The following is a 16,048-nucleotide window of genomic DNA, read 5'->3' on the forward strand; positions in this document are numbered from 1 at the left end:
TGCGCCCCTGTAGCAATCCCCGCTTATAGACGCCGCCGGGCCGCTTTGACAACGCTCGGACAGGCAAAAATCGAGGTTTTTTAAGGACTTCGAATTAGGGCTCCGTTAACCACGGCTGCCCCATAACGTTCTATCGGACCTCGGAATCCCTGCGCCTGGCGCAGGGTCCGAGCGCAAAGCCATAAGACGGAAAGCCGTCGACCTGCAAGAGAGCATGAGCGACCAGACCGAAAAGGCGAGCCCAAAACCGCGCAAGGCGCCCGCGACAAAGCGGGCGCCCCGTAAGACGCGCGCGGCCGCCGGCGGGAAGCAGGCGGCCTCCAAGACCGCTGGGCAGAGCCGCAGCCGGGGCGGCGCGGCCGCGGGCGCACGCGGCAGCGCCCCGGCACGCGACACAGCAGCCGGCAGCAAGGCGGCGCAGCCGCAGACGGCCGCCGGGGCCGAGACCACCGCGGCTTCCGACAGTGCAGCGGCCGGCCCAGCGGCTGGCCCAGCGACCGGCCCGGCAACCGGAGAACCCGAAACAGCCAAGCCCGCTGCGGCAGCCAAAGCGAAGACGGCCAAACCGAAGGCGGCCAAACCCAAGCCGGCCAAGTCTCCGGCACCTAAGTCTTCGGCACCTAAGTCTTCGGCAGCGAAGTCCCCGGACACCGGCAACGACACCGGCAAGGGCGCGGGCCGCGCGGCGCAGGCGCCAGACCCGGCCACGGTGACCTTCGGCAGCAACCGGCCCATTGTCGCGCCGCCGCCGCCGAAGCCGGCGAGCTCCGGACCGGTGAGCTCGGGCCTGCGGTTTTCCGGGCCCTCCGCCGGTACTCTGAAGTCCAGCGGTCCACAGAAAAGCCCGGCAAAGGCCGAAGGGACGACCTTCTCCAGCTTTGCCGGCGAAAACCCTCCCGCGACCGACACGCCGCCTACGGCCAAGGCAGGCAACGGCAAGGGACCCGGCAAGGGACCCGTCAGCAGCAAGGCGACTGCCGCGGCAGCCCCGAAACCGGCAGCCCCGAAACCGGCAGCCCCGAAACCGGCGGCGCCGAACACGGCAGGCGAAAAACCGGCGGGCGAGAAAGCGGCCACGACAAAGCCCGACGCCAAGACCAAGGCGGACCCCGCAGCGAAGTCCGGCCAGACGCCGAAGGCCGACGGCAAACAGTCCCAGGTCAAAGGCGGGGCACCGGCAGGCAAGACCTCGCCCGGCGACGGCAAGACACAGCCGATCCCGCTGGGCGGTACAAAGCCGGCCATCGCACCCCAGAGCCACGGGCCGCTGATCGAGCGCTCCGGCCAGCGCTCGAACCCCCTGCTGCTGCTGGGCATCGCGCTGGCGGGCATCGGCCTCGCCTGGTGGATCGCAACCATGCCGAGCCCGGACCCGCAAGCCGGATACGATATCGCCAGCCGCCCCTCCGCAAACGGAGGAACCCCAGAGAGCGCAGTTTCGGAGGGCGCAACTTCAGATGGGGTAGGCGCGAACCAGACCAGCCCAAACCAGAGCAGGACGGGCGCACCGGGCGAGACCGCGGCACTGACCGCCGCAGAAATGCGGGAGATCGGCGATCTGCTGCGCGCCATCGGCCTGGAGCCGGGCCGCGGGGCCCAGGAAGGCGCTGCCCTCGAAGATGCCATTCGCAGCTATCAGGAAATGGCCGGCCTCACCGTCGACGGCCAGGCCAGTCCGGCGCTGCTCCAAGACCTGCGCGCCGTCGCGTCACTCTACGGCGGCGGCTGACGCTCTCTCGTTCCGCAAAGCGGTAGCAACGATCCACCAGTCTGTGCGGGCTTTCAGCGCCCGGGCGGCGGCCTCCGCCTGCGCCGGGCTCTCGTAAAGCGCGAAGCAGGTCGCCCCGCTGCCGGACATCCGGGCCAGGCGGCAGCCGGCGGTTGCGGCAAGCGCATCCAGAACCTGCGTGACCTCGGGGCAGAGCGCGCGGGCCGGACCTTCCAGGTCGTTGCCGCGGCGGGCCAACCACGACAGCAGCCCCTCCAGGTCCGCCGGCGGCGGCGTGGGATCGGCCGGGGAAAAGGGGCCGTCGCGGCGGCTGAAAACCGCGGCGGTGGAGAGCGGCACGCCGGGATTGGCCAGCACCATGGCGAGCGGCGGCAGGGGGCCCAGCGGGTCCAGGACCTCGCCAATCCCCGCCATCATCACCGGCCGCGCCGTCAGACAGACCGGGACGTCGGCGCCCAGTTCCAGCGCCAGACCGTGCAGAGCTTCAGCCTCCGGCATTTCACACGCCGGCATCTCACACTCCGGCATCTCTGCGGCAACCCGCGCGAGGCCGCGCAGCACCGCCGCCGCATCCGCCGAGCCGCCGCCGATGCCGGCAGCCACAGGCAGGGTCTTGGTGAGAACAATGGCGAAGCGGTCGGGAATGCCGGCCAGCGCAGAGAAGCCGCGCGCCGCGCGGCGCACCAGATTGTCTTCGCCGGCGTCGAGCGCTGCCGCAAAGGGGCCCTCGATCGTAAGACCCGGCGCCCCGGCGTCGAAAATCGCGAGGCGGTCGCCTGTCTCGGCGAAGACCACGAGGCTGCTGAGTTCGTGGTAGCCGTCACGGCGCCGCCCGGTCACCTGCAGGGAGAGGTTGACCTTGGCCCAGGCGGTCTCGGCCGCCAGCAGCGGACCGTGCGGTTCGGCCTTGGTTTCAATCGGTTTCACAGCAATCCGCCCGAACGCGCCGCCGTCATAGGGAGGCGAAAGCCAGGATTTGAGGGCCGCGCTAGATGTCCTGCGGCAGAACCTCCATACCCTCTTTGATCTTCTTTTCGATGATCGGGATCTGGTCTTCTTCAGGCTCCAGGCTGAGCGCCCGTTTCCACTGGAACCGCGCCTCGATCTCGCGCCCGACACGCCAGAGCGCGTCGCCCAGGTGATCGTTGATGACGGGGTCCTGGGGCCGCAACTCGACCGCGCGCTCCAACTGCGTCACAGCCTCCTCGAAGCGGCCCAGCCGGTAATAGACCCAGCCCAGGCTGTCAACGATGTACCCATCGCGCGGGCGCAGCTTGACGGCCCGCACCAGCATTTCTTCCGCCTCTTCCAGGTTCTGCTTCTGCTCCACCCAGGAATAAGCCAGGTAATTCATGACATAGGGCTGTTCGGGCTGCAGACCGAGGGCGTTCAGAAAATCGGCCTCCGCCCGCTCCCACTGGTCGGAGCGTTCCAGCGCGATGCCGCGGAAGTAGAGCAGCGACCAGTGGCGCGGCAGGATCTCCGGCAGCCGCTCCACCGCGGCGTCATAGGCGACCACCGCCTCCTCGAAACGCTCCTCCGCGCGCAGGACGTTGCCCTTGCGCATCAGCGGCTCGAAACGGTCAGGCCGCTCCGCCGCCAGGGTATCGAGTTCCTGCAAGGCACGCTCGATCCGATCCATCCGTTGCAGTTCGTCGGCAACGCGCAGCCGCACGATCCAGGAAAAGGGCGAGCCTTCGGGGACGGCGCGGTAGGCGGTAATGGCGTCTTCGCTGCGGCCCTGGCTCTGCAGGATCTCGCCGAGCAGCACCTGCGCCAGGATGAAATCGCGGCGCAGCGCCAGGCCCTGATGGAGATGGATGAGGGCGGCGTCACCGACGGATTCCTGGCTCAGAAGGCTGGCGATATTGAACATCACCTCGGCCATGCCGTCGGTGGCCTGCGCCACCTCGACCGCATTGGTGCCGCCCTGCTCCACCGTTTCCAGCCTCGGCGAGAGAATGTCGGAGCCGGGGTTTTCGGTCAGGAACTCACGGTAAACCGCCGCTGCACGCTCCCGCTGGCCGTGGCGCTCAAAAAAGCTGCCGGCCAGCCAGGCCAGACGCAGGGTCGGCCGGCTGGCGTCGGTCAAAAGCTGTTCGTAGGCCGCCGAGGCCGCCTCGCTGCGCCCGGAAACCTCGTTGATGAGCGCCGCATGCAGGCCGTGCAGCACCGCAAAGCCGCGCTCGCGCTGCAACACCGAGAGGGTTTCCAGCGCGCCGTCCGGATCGCCCGCCCCAGCCTGGATCCAGGCCCGCAGCATCGGCACGACGATCTGGCTGATGCCCCGCTCAGCCTGGCCGTCCAGGATCTCGTCGGCTTTTTGCAGGTCGCCGGCCCGCGCAGCCTCTACGGCGAGGATCAGGTTGGCGACCGAGTTCTGGGGCTGCAGGGCGGCGACGCGCTGCGCCAGGCCCGCCGCCTCTTCCTGGCGGCCCGTCGCGGCCGCCAGTTCGAGGGCCGGCAGCAGCACCGCCGGATTGTCGGGATCGAAGCGCAGCGCCTGAACCATGTAGTCCGCCGCCGACTGGAGATCGCCGTCACGGCGCGCGACAAGGCCGGCCAGATAGGAGCCGTAGGGAGAAGATCCGCCCGAAGCGTTCGCGCTCTGCGGCAGCGTGTTGGCGGCGAGCTGCGGCGAGAGATCCGCCTGACGCAGCGGGCCGTCCGCGGCGCAGGCGGCGGGAACCAGGGTGGCCGCCAGCACAGCCACGACCGTGCGGGCCCAGAAGCCGCGCCTTTCATAGCCGCGCCTTCCATACGTACGTGTCTGTGACAAAGCAGTCTCCTGGCGGTTCAGTCCCCCAGTCCCTCGGGGGGCGCTCGTGGGGGCGCTCGGGGGCGCGCTCGGGTTCGCTTGGGGGCCAGTCTACCTGAGGCCGCCTGGGGGTCACAACGGCGAGCTTTAGGGCGGCTGTCACGCCTTTGCGAGCACACCTGTTGAAAAAACATGGGCCGCAGAGGGCGGCCCGCAAGGGAACGGAGGGATTACCTCCCTGTTTCAGGCGCCGGCAAGCCTCCCGCCGGTAAGCCTTACGCTAGCAAGCCTCACGCCGGAGAACCTGACGTCGGGCGACATCGGCCGGAGCCGGCAGGCCGCGGCTGTCACATGTTCGGATAGTTCGGCCCGCCGCCGCCCTCCGGCGTCACCCAGACGATGTTCTGGGTCGGGTCCTTGATGTCGCAGGTCTTGCAGTGCACGCAGTTCTGCGCGTTGATCTGCAAGCGCGGATTGCCGCCGTCGTCGTCGCGCAGGATCTCGTAGACCCCGGCGGGACAGTACCGCTGGGCCGGCTCGTCGTAGAGCTTCAGGTTGTGCTCCACCGGCACGGCTTCGTCTTTCAGCGTCAGATGAACCGGCTGGTCTTCCTCGTGGTTGGTATTGGAGATGAAGACCGACGAGAGGCGGTCGAAGGTGATAACGCCGTCCGGTTTCGGATAGTCGATCTTCGGCATCTCCGCCGCCGGCTTCAGGCTCTCGTGGTCGGCATGGCCGTGGCGGAAGGTCCAGGGCGCGCGGCCGCCCAGAAGCTTCAGATCGAGAGCGCCGTAGAGCATCGATCCGTAGAGCCCCCATTTCGTGAAGGACGGGCGGAAGTTGCGGGCCTTGTGGAGTTCCTCGTGGACCCATGACCCTTCGACCTTCCGGGTGAAAGCCTCCAGCTCCGCCGGGGCCTCGCCTTCCCCGGTCAGCGCCTCGAAGGCGGCCTCGGCCGCCAGCATGCCGGTCTTCATGGCGTTGTGGCTGCCCTTGATCTTGGGCACGTTGAGGAATCCGGCGCCGCAGCCGATCAACAGGCCGCCCGGAAAGGTGAGCTTGGGCAAGGACTGCAGTCCGCCCTCGTTCAGCGCCCTGGCGCCGTAGGCGACACGTTTGCCGCCCTCCAGCATGGGTCGGATCGCCGGATGGGTCTTGAAGCGCTGCATCTCCTCAAACGGCGAGAGATGCGGGTTGTCGTAGTCGAGGCCGACCACATAGCCGACATAGGCCTGGTTGTCCTCCAGGTGATAGATGAAGGAGCCGCCCCAGGTGGTGGTGTTCATCGGCCAGCCGGCGGTGTGAATGACCGTGCCGGTCTTATGCTTGGCCGGGTCGAGCTGCCAGAGTTCCTTGATGCCGATGCCATAGGTCTGCGGGTCCGCGTCGTCCCGCAGGCCGAAACGCTGCTCCAGATGCCGGGTGAGCGAGCCGCGGCAGCCCTCGCCGAAGAAGACGTAGCGGCCATGCAGTTCCATGCCCTGCTGGTAGGAGGCTTTCTGCGCGCCGTCGCGACCGATGCCCATGTCGCCGGTGGCCACGCCCTTCACCCGGCCGTCGTCGTGATAGAGCACCTCGGCGGCGGCGAAGCCCGGATAGATCTCGGCGCCCAGGGCCTCCGCCTGCTCGGCCAGCCAGCGGCAGACGTTGCCCAGCGAAACCACGTAGTTGCCGTGATTGTGCATCTGGCCGGGCAGCATCCAGACCGGCAGCGAGAGGCTGCCCTTTTCCCTGAGCAGCATGAACTTCTCGTCGCCGACCGGCGCGTTCAGGGGGGCGCCCTTGTCTTTCCAGTCGGGGATCAGCTCGTTGAGGGCGCGCGGCTCCAGCACCGCGCCGGAGAGAATATGCGCCCCGACCTCGGAACCTTTCTCGAGCACACAGACGGTGACCTCTTTGCCGCTCTCCTGCGCCATCTGACGCAGGCGGATGGCGGCTGACAGCCCCGCCGGGCCAGCCCCGACGATGACCACATCGTATTCCATGAACTCGCGTTCCAAGATCCCTCACTCCTCAACTGCCGTGACTGACGCACGGTTTTGTACCGTCCTATAGATCTAGGCCGCCAGAGTACAGAAGCCGACCCCTCTCCGCGCGCGGCAGAGACGCCGCTTTTTCGCCCGTTTCCGCCGTTCCCGGCCCCGGAAACCCCGGCTTTACGGAGGATTTACCAATCCTCTGCATTCTCAGCGGCCAGGAGAAGAAAAACCATGGCCGTGCAAGACTTTGCAAGATCCGACCTCGACGAGCGCCCGGAGAACGTCCCCAGCGAGCTCGACGATCTGACCCACGCGGAGATGCGCATGCTCTATGCGGAGTCCGTGGAGGTCATTCGATTTGCCAAGACCCAGCAGTGGAAATCCCTGGGGGCCATTCTGGTGGTTTTCGTCGCCCTGATCGGGCTCTCCCAGTTCGCCGCACAGAAGCCGCTGCTGAGCAACCTCATCATCGCCCTCAGCTTTCTCTGCAGCGGTGGCGTCATCTACTCCATGGCGCTCTATCAGGCCTGGCAGAACACCGAGCGCAGGAAGCTGCGCGAGATCGGGGCGCACCTGTCCAGCTACGCCAAGGCGATTCGCGCCGTGAAGTCGTCCCGCGAGGCCAACGTCCATCGCTACACGCTGCTGGTGTTCATGATTGCCAGCGTGCTGATGGGCAACGCCATGCTCGTGCTCTTCGTCTCGCCGCTCTACCGCTAGACCGGAACACCGCCACACCGGGACACCGCCACACTGGGACACCAGCAGACTGGGACACCAGCAGACTGGGACACCGCTCACCGCTGGCATTGCGGGCTTTCTGGCCAAGGGGCGGTTCTGTTAGCTTGGCCCCATGGCAAACCCAGCGTCCAGCCAAGCCGAGGCCCTGGCCGCACTCCAGTGGCTGATCGAGGCCGGCGCCGACGAGGCTGTCGGCGAGGCCGCGCTGGACCGCACCCAACTCCCCGAACCTCCGCGCCCGCGCCAGGCGTCGGCAGCAGCAAAACCGCGAGCAACCAAAGCGGAAGCGGCATCGGGACAGCCGGCCTCACCGGGCCTACCGGGCCTCGGCGACGCGCCGGCAGCGCCGCCGCGCAGCCGCCGACCGACCAACCTGACACCCGCCAGTGAAACCCAGGCGGACGCCCAGCGCCTTGCCCTGGCCGCCACTTCGATCGAGGAGATCCGCCAGGCGCTGGAAGGTTTCGACGGCTGCCCGCTGAAGGCGACGGCCACCCAGCTCTGCCTCTACGACGGCAATCCCGACGCGAAGATCATGATCATCGGCGAGGCCCCGGGCGGCCAGGAAGACCGCCAGGGCAAGCCCTTCGTCGGACCGGCCGGCCAGTTGCTCGACCGTATGCTGACAGCCATCGGCCTGGACCGCAGCCAGGTCTTCATCACCAACCTCCTGTTCTGGCGCCCGCCGGGGAACCGCAACCCCACGCCGGCGGAGATTGCGGTCTGCCTGCCCTTTCTGGAGCGTCAGGTCGAGCTGCTGGAACCGAAGCTGCTGCTTCTGACCGGCGGCATGTCGGCCAAGACCCTGCTGAACCGCAGCCAGGGCATCCTCAAGCTGCGCGGGCGCTGGGACGACTATCGCCATCCCCGCCTCGATGATCCGATTCCCGCCCTGCCGACCCTGCACCCGGCCTATCTGCTGCGCCAGCCGGCCCAGAAGCGCGAAGCCTGGCGCGATCTGCTCGCCTTTCGCGAGGCGATGACGCGGGCAGGGCTGACCCCGGAGCCCTCGGAGCCCCCGGAATCCCCGGAATCCCAAGACCCCCCCGAACCCAAAGAGCCCTGACAGCCCGACCCCGCTGCCTCCGCGCCTCAGTAGCCGGCCCGAACGGCCGCAAAGCTTAACGCGGATTTAACCTGCCCTGTGGCTTTCTGAAGGCCACGGCGGTTGCAGTCTTTTTAGCGCTTCATTAACCTTCACAGAACACCGGGGCCATGAGAACACCGGGAGAGGTAGTGCAGTCCAGGAGCCAGGTCCGCGCCCAGTTTTCCGGGGCGCGGGTCTTCTTTTCGATCACCCGTCTGATCGCCCGCGCAAAGGCCGGCGCGGCGCGGTCTCGCTTGCGCCTCGCCGGCACCTTCGCAGCCGGCGCACTTGCCGGCACCCTGGCAGGCGGCATCGCCGCACAGGCACAGGTGCTGCAGCCGGGCGACCTGCAACCGGACAACGGCGCCGGGCTTTCCGGCAATTCCGCGGCGCTGCCTGGCGGCATCCTGCCCGGGCCGGACGGCCTGCCGGCGGTGCTCTCGCCCGCCGATGCCGAGCGCTACCGCCGCATCTTCGCCGTGCAGGAAAAGGGCCGCTGGAAGGAAGCGGACGCTCTGATCGCCGCCCTCGACAGCCGCCTGCTGATGGGCCACGTCCTGGCGCAGCGCTATCTGCATCCCACGGCCTACCGCTCCCGCTACAAGGAACTGAAGGCCTGGATGGACGACTATGCCGACCATCCTCAGGCCCCGCGCATCTATAAGCTGGCCCTGAAGCGGCGCCCGGCGAACTATCGCCGCCCGCAGCCGCCGATCACGCCGGGAAGGGGCATTCTCTCTTCGTCCAAGCGCGCCAGCAGCGAGTATGTCTCGCCGCGCAAGCGCAGCAAGGCCACCCGCAGCCGGGTCGCCAAGATCAAGCGCCAGGTGCGCCGCAACGTGCTGCGCCAGCGCTTCACCGTGACCGAAGACCTGCTGAACAGACAATCCACGCAGAAGCTGCTGGACCAGGTGGAACTGGATCAGGCCCGCGCCCGGGTCGCAGCCGGCTGGTTCTACTACGGCAGGCCGGAGCGGGCTTACGCCCTGGCGGCGCCCGCCGCCAAGCGCTCGGGCCGCGCCGCGCCGATGATCAACTGGACCGCGGGACTTGCCGCCTGGCGTCTCGGTGAACTGGAAGCGGCCGCCGGCTTCTTCGAGGTCCTGGGGCAGACCGACCGCGCCGCCGGCTGGAACATCGCCGCCGGCGCCTACTGGGCCGCGCGCGCGCACCTGCGCCTGCAGCGGCCGGAGCGCATCAGCCCGCTGCTGCAGCGCGCCGCGCTCTACCCCCATACCTTCTACGGCCTGCTGGCGCGCCGCGCGCTGGGCATGCCGATCGAGTTCGACTTCGGCTCCCACCGCATGGACCCGCAGATGGCGGCGCTGCTGAAGAACAACCGGGTCGGCAGCCGCGCCCTGGCGCTGATGCAGGTCGGCGACCGCGAGGCCGCCGAGCGCGAATTGGTGAAGGCCGGGTCCTGGAACGACCCGCGCATGAGCCAGGCGCTGCTGGCGCTGGCCCAGCATGCGCGCATGCCGTCGCTGGCCTTTCGCATGGGCACCCGACTGGCCCGCCTGGGCGACAACCGGGCGACCCCCGGCGCCCTGGACGCCGCGCTCTATCCGATCCCGCCCTGGCAGCCGGAAAGCGGCTTCCAGGTCGACCGCGCCCTGATCTACGCCCTGATGCGCCAGGAATCCGGATTCAACACCCGGGCCAAGAGCCCGGACGGTGCCCGCGGCCTGATGCAGCTGATGCCGCGCACCGCCAGCTACATGGCCCGGGACCGCCGCTATCGCGGCAAGAAGGGGCGCAACGAGCTTTTCGAGCCCAGCCTGAACATGGAACTCGGCCAGCGCTACATCGCCTATCTGCTGCGCCACGAGCGGGTGCAGGGCGACCTCTTCCGGCTGACCACCGCCTACAACGGCGGGCCCGGCAACCTGGGCAAGTGGCAGCGCCACATGAAGGCCGGCGACGACCCGCTGCTGTTCATCGAGGCCCTGCCGTCGCGGGAGACCCGGCTGTTCATCGAGCGGGTTCTGACCAACCTCTGGATCTACCGCCAGCGCCTGGGCCAGCCCGCGCCCTCGCTGGAACGTCTTGCAGGCGGCGACTGGCCGCATTACGTAGCCTTGGACGGAACCCGTGCCGAGGTCGCGCAACATGGCCAGAATTGACGAAAGCCTGCCCTTCCTGCCAGTCAACATCGCCGTCCTGACGATCTCCGACAGCCGCACGCTGGCGGACGACAAGTCGGGACAGCGGCTGCAGGAGATGCTCATCGCCGACGGCCACAGTCTGGCGGCCCGCGAGATCGTCACCGACGACGGCGACAAGATCATCGCCGCCCTGCGCAAGCATGTCGCGGACCCGACGGTGGACGTGGTGATCACCACCGGCGGCACCGGCGTCACCGGCCGCGACGTCACGCCGGAGGCCTTCAAGCAAGTCATGGAGAAGGAGATCGAGGGCTTCGGCGAGCTGTTCCGCTGGATCAGCTATCAGAAGGTCGGCACCTCGACAATCCAGAGCCGCGCCATCGGCGGCGTCGCCGACGGCACCTATCTCTTCGCCCTGCCCGGCTCCCCCTCGGCCTGCAAGGACGGCTGGGAGGAGATTCTGAAATACCAGCTCGACTCCCGCCACAGGCCCTGCAACCTCGTCGAACTGATGCCGCGCCTGAAGGAGCACCTGAAGGCGGCGAGCTGATCGCGGCGCCCCGCGGCGCCCCTAGGGCCCGGGAACCCCCAAGCAACCGACCCTGCTGCGCAACACGATTGCGCGCGCATTCGCCTTTCCGCTTTGAAAGCCGGGGGCGAGAGGCTTTACTCTCCCCTGGGGTACGCGCAGGGCAGGCGCGCGACTGGAGGAGACAGTCATGAACGACGGCACCATGAACGACGGCACGGGCAACGGCGCCGGCACCAGCGACGCCGGGCTGGTCACTGCAGCCTACGAGGCCATTCCCCTGCCCGACCGCCGCAGCTTCACCGACGTGGAGATGGCCGAACGCGCCGCGAAGTTCCTGGAGGAGGTGAAGACCCGCCATTCGATCCGCGACTTCGCCCCGACACCGGTGCCACGCATGGTAATCGAGAGCTGCATCCTGGCCGCCGGACGTGCGCCCAGCGGCGCCAACCGCCAGCCCTGGCACTTCGTCGCCGTCAGCGATCCCGACATCAAGCACCGCATCCGCAAGGCGGCGGAGGCCGAGGAGCGCGCCTTCTACGACGGCAAGGCGGGCGACGACTGGCTGGCCGCCCTGGCACCGCTCGGCACCGACGACGAGAAGCCCTTCCTCGAGACCGCGCCCTGGCTGATCGTGATCTTCGCCGAGCGCTACGGCGTCTCCGCCGACCGCAAGATCGTCAAGAACTACTACATCAACGAATCGGTGGGCATCGCCACCGGCATGCTGATCACCGCCCTGCATTGCGCCGGGTTGGCGACCCTGACCCACACGCCCAATCCGATGCGCTTCCTGAACGAGATCTGCGGCCGGCCGGAGAACGAAAAACCCTACATGATCCTGGTGGCCGGGCATGCCACGGAAGACGCCACCGTGCCCAGGCACGCCAAGCGCAAGAAGTCCCTGGACGAGATCGCGACCTTCCGCTAGCGCAGATCCGGGTCTGCGCGCCTCTCCTCAACCGTTTGACGTGCTCAGCACCGCCTGCAGCAGGCCGGGAAACAACCGGTCGAGGTCGGCGCGGCGCAGTTCGTTCATATGCGCGGTGCCGTCGGTGCGGGTGCGGATCACGCCGGACTCCCGCAACACGCGGAAATGGTGCGACATGCTGGACTTGGGCCGGCCGCAATCGAGCGCCGCACAGGTCGCCTCGCCCTCGCGGTCGAGCTGGCGCACGACATCAAGACGCACCGGATCGCTGAGCGCATAGAGCACGCGCGTCAGTTCGATATCCTGCGGCTTTGGATGGCGCTGGGCCCTCATGCCTTGAACCTCTGATTTGAGCACCTATCTGTTCGCTTGTTCGAAATTTATCGAACAAGCGAACATCTGATCTTTATATGGTCCAACCGCCTGACCGCGCAAGCCGGCGCCAGCGCCCCGGCTCCCTGAAGCGCGCAGGCAACAAGGGGTCCCCCATGTCGTCGCTGTTCACGCCTCTTACTCTCAAGGACACAACCCTGCGCAACCGCATCGCCGTCTCGCCCATGTGCCAGTACTCGGCGGAGGACGGCGTGGTCAACGCATGGCATCACGCCCATCTGGCCGGGCTGGCGCGCGGCGGCGCCGGGCTGGTGATCGCCGAGGCCACCGCGGTTTCGCCGGAAGGCCGCATCACCCCGGGCTGTGCCGGTCTTTGGACCGACGATCAGGCCGCGGCCTTCGCACCGGCGGTGCGCGCCATCAAGGCCGCCGGCGCGGTGCCGGGCATCCAGATCGCCCATGCCGGCCGCAAGGCCAGCGCCAACCGCCCCTGGGAGGGCGATGACCACCTGCCCGCCGACGACCCCCGCGCCTGGACGCCGCTCGGCCCCTCCGCCATTCCCTATGGCGCCAATCTGCCGCGCAGGCCACAGGCCATGACCGAGGACGACATCGCGAAAGTCCAGAGCGACTTTGCCGCCACCGCCGAGCGCGCGCAGCAGGCGGGCTTCGAGTGGCTGGAACTGCATTTCGCCCACGGCTACCTGGCCCAGTCCTTCTTCTCGCCCCACGCCAACCGGCGCAACGACGACTACGGCGGCAGTTTCGAGAACCGCAGCCGCTTTCTCATCGAAACCTTTGCCGCGGTGCGCAAGGTCTGGCCGGAAAACCTGCCGCTGACGGCGCGCCTCGGCGTGATCGAGTTCGACGGCCGCGAAGAGACCCTGGAGGAATCCATCGAACTGGTGCGGCGCCTCTCCGCGCTGGGCCTGGATCTGGTCGACGTCAGCCTGGGTTTCAACACGCCCGACGCCAAGATCCCCTGGGGGCCCGCGTTCATGGCGCCCATCGCCGAACGGGTGCGGCGCGAAGCGGATATCCCCACCGCAACAAGCTGGTACATCAGCGATCCGGAGCAGGCCGATGCCCTGATCCGCGACGGCCAGGTGGATCTCGTGATGCTGGGCCGCAGGCTGCTGGAGAATCCGCACTGGCCCTATGACGCCGCCCGCGCCCTTGGCGTCGAAAAGCCGGCCTGGACCCTGCCGGCGCCTTACGCCCACTGGCTGGACCGCTACCGCGCCGCTTAGCGGATCAAGGCGTCGAGATCCGATGCCGTGTCGACGTCGCGCAGCGTCTCGACGAAGGCGACGTCGCAGCCCGTGAGATTGGCCAGCGTATCGTTCAGGGTTGCGGCGTTGGACCAGCGCACGCCCCCGAAGGGCGTCACGATGCGCGGCCGGCGGCGGGCGCCGACCAGCCAGTAGCCGCCGTCCGCCGCCGGGCCGAAGACCCAGTCGTTGGCCCCCAGGGCACGAAAGGCGGTGGCGATGTGGTCCCGGCGGATGCCGGGGATGTCGCTGCCCACCAGCACCAGCGGGCCGGGCGGCAGGTCCTCGAACAGCCGGGCCATGCGCCGGCCGAGATCGCCACCGCCCTGGGCCACCAGGGTGCCGTCGAAGGACCAGAGCCCTCTGCCGTCGCGCACGGCACTGTCCGGCGTCACCGCGAGCCAGAGGCGCCAGCGCGGATCGGACGACAGGCGGCGCAGCAGGCCGCCGGTGTGGCTGCGGTAGAAGCGCAGCGCGGCGGCGGCGCCGAGGTCGCGCGCGAGACGCCGCTTCACCGTGCCCAGGCGCGGCGCACGGGCCATGACGACAAGATGGTTCTGCAACACCCCGCCCGCTTCCCTAACCGTAGAGCCGCGCCAGCACGCGCGGCGGTGTTCCAGCGAAGTAGAGCGCGAGGATCGAGAGGTTGCGCAAAGGCCGCAGCAGCCATCCGCCGCTGCGATAGCGCACTGCGGAGGTTACGGCGGCGGAGTGCAGCATCACAAGGCCGCTGCGCCCCTGCCGCCGGACCAGCCGCCGCACCAGATCCACATCCTCCATCAGCGGCAGCGGGCGAAAACCGCCGAGCCGGTCGTAAAGCGCGCGGGCGATCAGCAGGCCCTGGTCGCCGTAGGGCAAGGCGAGACGCCGGCTGCGCCAGTTGGCCAAACGCTCGATGCGCCGCGCCTGCGGGGCGGTGTCGTCCAGGGCGAAGCGGAAGCAGGCGGCCCGCTCCCCCGCGTTTTCGGCGGCCATGAAGGCGGCAGCCTCGGCCGTCCAGCCGGGCTGCAACACCGTGTCGGCGTGCAGGAAGAGCAGCCAGTCGCCCACTGCTGCCTCGGCCCCGGCGCGGAGTTGGGAGCCGCGGCCACGCGGCGTCTCGATGACACTGGCATCCGCTCGCGCGGCAAGAACCCGGCTGGCCGTGGCGTCGCCCGCGGCGGCGATAACGACCTCCACCGGCAGACCCGCATTGCGCGCTTCCGCCAGCGCAGCAAGGCAAGGTCCCAGCCCAGCGGCAGTGTCGAGCGTCGGGATGACCACGGAGAGTAGCGGGCGGCGCATGGCCAAGACTTAGCACGGCGCCCCGGACGCCGAACACAGCGGCCACAGGGGAAAGACCCGGAACGGACCAAGTTTTCGTGATCGAAGCCGCCGCAGGCTTGGCGGCGCGGCACCGCCCGTGCTAGCCGTCGCGGCGTCTTTCCCGAACCCGGAGCCGGCGCTGCCTGACGGACCCGATCTCGATGCTATCCTGTGCGGCCTGACGGCGCTGCCGGCCTTTGCCGGCGTCGCACGGGAACAGCTCGCAGTGATGCCGACCACCGGCCTGGCACACGACCACGTGACGGTCGCGGGCCTGCGCCTCAAGGGCCGGGCCGTCCTGCTGCGGGTGCCGCGGCAAAGCCAGTTCGCCTTCAACGCCGCGGACAATCTGGACTATCAGGCCGCCTGCTTCGAACGGGTCGCGGCCAGCGCCCGCGGACCCCGGCTGTTCGGCGTGCTGGCCCCTCAGGAGGGCCTGCCCATGGGGGCGCTGGCGGTGGAGCATATCGACGGTCGCCCGCCGCGCCTGCCGGATGATCTGCCGGCCCTGGCCGAAGCCATGGCCCGGGTGCACAGCCTGCCGCTGCCGCCGGAGGGCGCCCGGGCGCCGCTGGCCGACCACCGCGACGCGGTCTCCGGCGCCCTGGCCGAGATCGAAGCCCAGGCCGCCTTCCTGCCGGAGGCGGGTCTCACCCCTGAGAGCGCCCGGGCCATCGCGGAGGAACTGAACTGGGCGCACGGCTATGCGGCGCGGGTGGCGGAGTCCGGCGTGCCGCAGCCTCGCGCGCTGGTGCTGACCGACACCCACCCCGGCAACTTCCTGATCGACCGGGACGGCAAGGCCATCATCGTCGACCTGGAAAAGGCGCTCTACGGCGCGCCGGGCATCGATCTCGCCCACGCCAGCGTCTATTCCTCGACCACCTGGGACGTCGCGACCTCGGCGGAGCTGGAGATCGGCGACGTCGCCGCCTTCTATGCCCGCTATCTGGCGGTCGCCGGCGAGCTCTGCGGTGCCGCCTGGGCGGAGCGGCTGCGCCCCTGGCTGCTGCCGCTGCGCCGGCTCCTCTTTCTGCGCGCCATTACCTGGTGCGCCAAGTGGCAGGTGCTGCACGCCCGGGCCCGTACCGCCGACAAGGCGGAAGCGGAAAGCACCGAGGATTGGTCCGCCGAAAACAGCGATCCCGCGCTCATCGCCCATGTCGCCGGGCGCGTCGCGCTCTACCTTTCGCCGCAGATTCTGGCGCGGATGCGGGGCGAGTGGCAGACCCCCGGCGTCCTGACGGAGGTGCTGTCGGAACACTAGTTTGTTCTTGCTT

The 16,048-nt window shown here is 68.9% G+C and carries 14 protein-coding genes; 8 read left to right on the top strand and 6 right to left on the bottom strand.

Annotated features, from left to right (window positions below; translation table 11 throughout):
- Nucleotides 1-214: 214 nt before the first annotated feature.
- Nucleotides 215-1,729, top strand: a complete 1,515-nt coding sequence (locus ACO06P_RS10405; RefSeq protein ID WP_420345176.1) for a peptidoglycan-binding domain-containing protein — start codon at nt 215-217, stop codon at nt 1,727-1,729.
- Here ACO06P_RS10405 and ACO06P_RS10410 read toward each other — a convergent pair.
- The 3 genes from ACO06P_RS10410 to ACO06P_RS10420 all read right to left on the bottom strand — a co-directional run bounded on the left by ACO06P_RS10410 (nt 1,709) and on the right by ACO06P_RS10420 (nt 6,487).
- A complete protein-coding gene (locus ACO06P_RS10410) occupies nt 1,709-2,647 on the bottom strand; it encodes a 4-(cytidine 5'-diphospho)-2-C-methyl-D-erythritol kinase (protein WP_420349619.1) in 939 nt (312 codons plus the stop codon). The genes ACO06P_RS10405 and ACO06P_RS10410 overlap by 21 nt on opposite strands.
- A 70-nt stretch (nt 2,648-2,717) precedes the next feature.
- Nucleotides 2,718-4,508, bottom strand: coding sequence for a tetratricopeptide repeat protein (locus ACO06P_RS10415; protein ID WP_420345177.1), 1,791 nt, complete (start codon nt 4,506-4,508; stop codon nt 2,718-2,720).
- 326 nt (nt 4,509-4,834) lie between these two features.
- Entirely contained in the window at nt 4,835-6,487 is a 1,653-nt protein-coding gene (locus ACO06P_RS10420; RefSeq protein WP_420345178.1) for an electron transfer flavoprotein-ubiquinone oxidoreductase, read from the bottom strand.
- A gap of 210 nt (nt 6,488-6,697) precedes the next feature.
- Here ACO06P_RS10420 and ACO06P_RS10425 point away from each other — a divergent pair, with 210 nt between their 5' ends.
- From ACO06P_RS10425 to ACO06P_RS10445, 5 genes are all read left to right on the top strand, one after another.
- Complete coding sequence (locus ACO06P_RS10425) at nt 6,698-7,186, top strand: hypothetical protein (protein ID WP_420345179.1); 489 nt, start codon at nt 6,698-6,700, stop codon at nt 7,184-7,186.
- A gap of 133 nt (nt 7,187-7,319) precedes the next feature.
- Nucleotides 7,320-8,273, top strand: coding sequence for a uracil-DNA glycosylase family protein (locus ACO06P_RS10430; protein WP_420345180.1), 954 nt, complete (start codon nt 7,320-7,322; stop codon nt 8,271-8,273).
- Nucleotides 8,274-8,422: 149 nt separating this feature from the next.
- Nucleotides 8,423-10,417 carry a lytic transglycosylase domain-containing protein gene (locus ACO06P_RS10435; protein ID WP_421935181.1) on the top strand — a complete coding sequence of 665 codons (1,995 nt, stop codon included), beginning with the start codon at nt 8,423-8,425 and terminating at the stop codon, nt 10,415-10,417.
- Nucleotides 10,404-10,949 (top strand): molybdenum cofactor biosynthesis protein B, encoded by a 546-nt coding sequence (gene moaB, locus ACO06P_RS10440; protein ID WP_420345182.1) that lies wholly within the window; start codon nt 10,404-10,406, stop codon nt 10,947-10,949. The genes ACO06P_RS10435 and moaB overlap by 14 nt, the downstream gene beginning before the upstream one ends.
- A 169-nt stretch (nt 10,950-11,118) precedes the next feature.
- Nucleotides 11,119-11,859 carry a nitroreductase family protein gene (locus ACO06P_RS10445; RefSeq protein WP_420345183.1) on the top strand — a complete coding sequence of 247 codons (741 nt, stop codon included), beginning with the start codon at nt 11,119-11,121 and terminating at the stop codon, nt 11,857-11,859.
- Nucleotides 11,860-11,886: 27 nt separating this feature from the next.
- On the opposite strand, the gene ACO06P_RS10450 is transcribed toward ACO06P_RS10445, so the two are convergent.
- Nucleotides 11,887-12,192 carry an ArsR/SmtB family transcription factor gene (locus ACO06P_RS10450; RefSeq protein ID WP_420345184.1) on the bottom strand — a complete coding sequence of 102 codons (306 nt, stop codon included), beginning with the start codon at nt 12,190-12,192 and terminating at the stop codon, nt 11,887-11,889.
- A 155-nt stretch (nt 12,193-12,347) separates the two neighbouring features.
- On the opposite strand from ACO06P_RS10450, the gene ACO06P_RS10455 reads away from it, so the two are divergent.
- Nucleotides 12,348-13,442 (top strand): NADH:flavin oxidoreductase/NADH oxidase, encoded by a 1,095-nt coding sequence (locus ACO06P_RS10455; protein WP_420345185.1) that lies wholly within the window; start codon nt 12,348-12,350, stop codon nt 13,440-13,442.
- Here the strand turns inward: ACO06P_RS10455 and ACO06P_RS10460 are convergent.
- Nucleotides 13,439-14,029 (bottom strand): TIGR04282 family arsenosugar biosynthesis glycosyltransferase, encoded by a 591-nt coding sequence (locus tag ACO06P_RS10460; protein WP_420345186.1) that lies wholly within the window; start codon nt 14,027-14,029, stop codon nt 13,439-13,441. The two genes, ACO06P_RS10455 and ACO06P_RS10460, sit on opposite strands and share 4 nt — an antisense overlap.
- Before the next feature lie 13 nt (nt 14,030-14,042).
- A complete protein-coding gene (locus ACO06P_RS10465) occupies nt 14,043-14,747 on the bottom strand; it encodes a TIGR04283 family arsenosugar biosynthesis glycosyltransferase (RefSeq protein ID WP_420345187.1) in 705 nt (234 codons plus the stop codon).
- 118 nt (nt 14,748-14,865) lie between these two features.
- Here ACO06P_RS10465 and ACO06P_RS10470 point away from each other — a divergent pair, with 118 nt between their 5' ends.
- The gene (locus ACO06P_RS10470) at nt 14,866-16,035 is read left to right on the top strand and encodes a phosphotransferase family protein (RefSeq protein WP_420345188.1); all 1,170 of its coding nucleotides are present in this window, start codon (nt 14,866-14,868) and stop codon (nt 16,033-16,035) included.
- Nucleotides 16,036-16,048: the final 13 nt, after the last annotated feature.

The organism is Pelagibius sp., assembly GCF_965227505.1.
Taxonomy (GTDB): Bacteria; Pseudomonadota; Alphaproteobacteria; order Kiloniellales; family Kiloniellaceae; genus Pelagibius.

What these genes read in the sequence shown, in the direction of transcription:
- ACO06P_RS10435 (WP_421935181.1), top strand. Translation starts at nt 8,423, where the DNA reads ATGAGAACACCGGGAGAGGTAGTGCAGTCCAGGAGCCAGGTCCGCGCC.
- ACO06P_RS10405 (WP_420345176.1), top strand. Translation starts at nt 215, where the DNA reads ATGAGCGACCAGACCGAAAAGGCGAGCCCAAAACCGCGCAAGGCGCCC.
- ACO06P_RS10425 (WP_420345179.1), top strand. Translation starts at nt 6,698, where the DNA reads ATGGCCGTGCAAGACTTTGCAAGATCCGACCTCGACGAGCGCCCGGAG.
- ACO06P_RS10450 (WP_420345184.1), bottom strand. Translation starts at nt 12,192, where the DNA reads ATGAGGGCCCAGCGCCATCCAAAGCCGCAGGATATCGAACTGACGCGC.
- moaB (WP_420345182.1), top strand. Translation starts at nt 10,404, where the DNA reads ATGGCCAGAATTGACGAAAGCCTGCCCTTCCTGCCAGTCAACATCGCC.
- ACO06P_RS10465 (WP_420345187.1), bottom strand. Translation starts at nt 14,747, where the DNA reads ATGCGCCGCCCGCTACTCTCCGTGGTCATCCCGACGCTCGACACTGCC.
- ACO06P_RS10445 (WP_420345183.1), top strand. Translation starts at nt 11,119, where the DNA reads ATGAACGACGGCACCATGAACGACGGCACGGGCAACGGCGCCGGCACC.
- ACO06P_RS10430 (WP_420345180.1), top strand. Translation starts at nt 7,320, where the DNA reads ATGGCAAACCCAGCGTCCAGCCAAGCCGAGGCCCTGGCCGCACTCCAG.
- ACO06P_RS10455 (WP_420345185.1), top strand. Translation starts at nt 12,348, where the DNA reads ATGTCGTCGCTGTTCACGCCTCTTACTCTCAAGGACACAACCCTGCGC.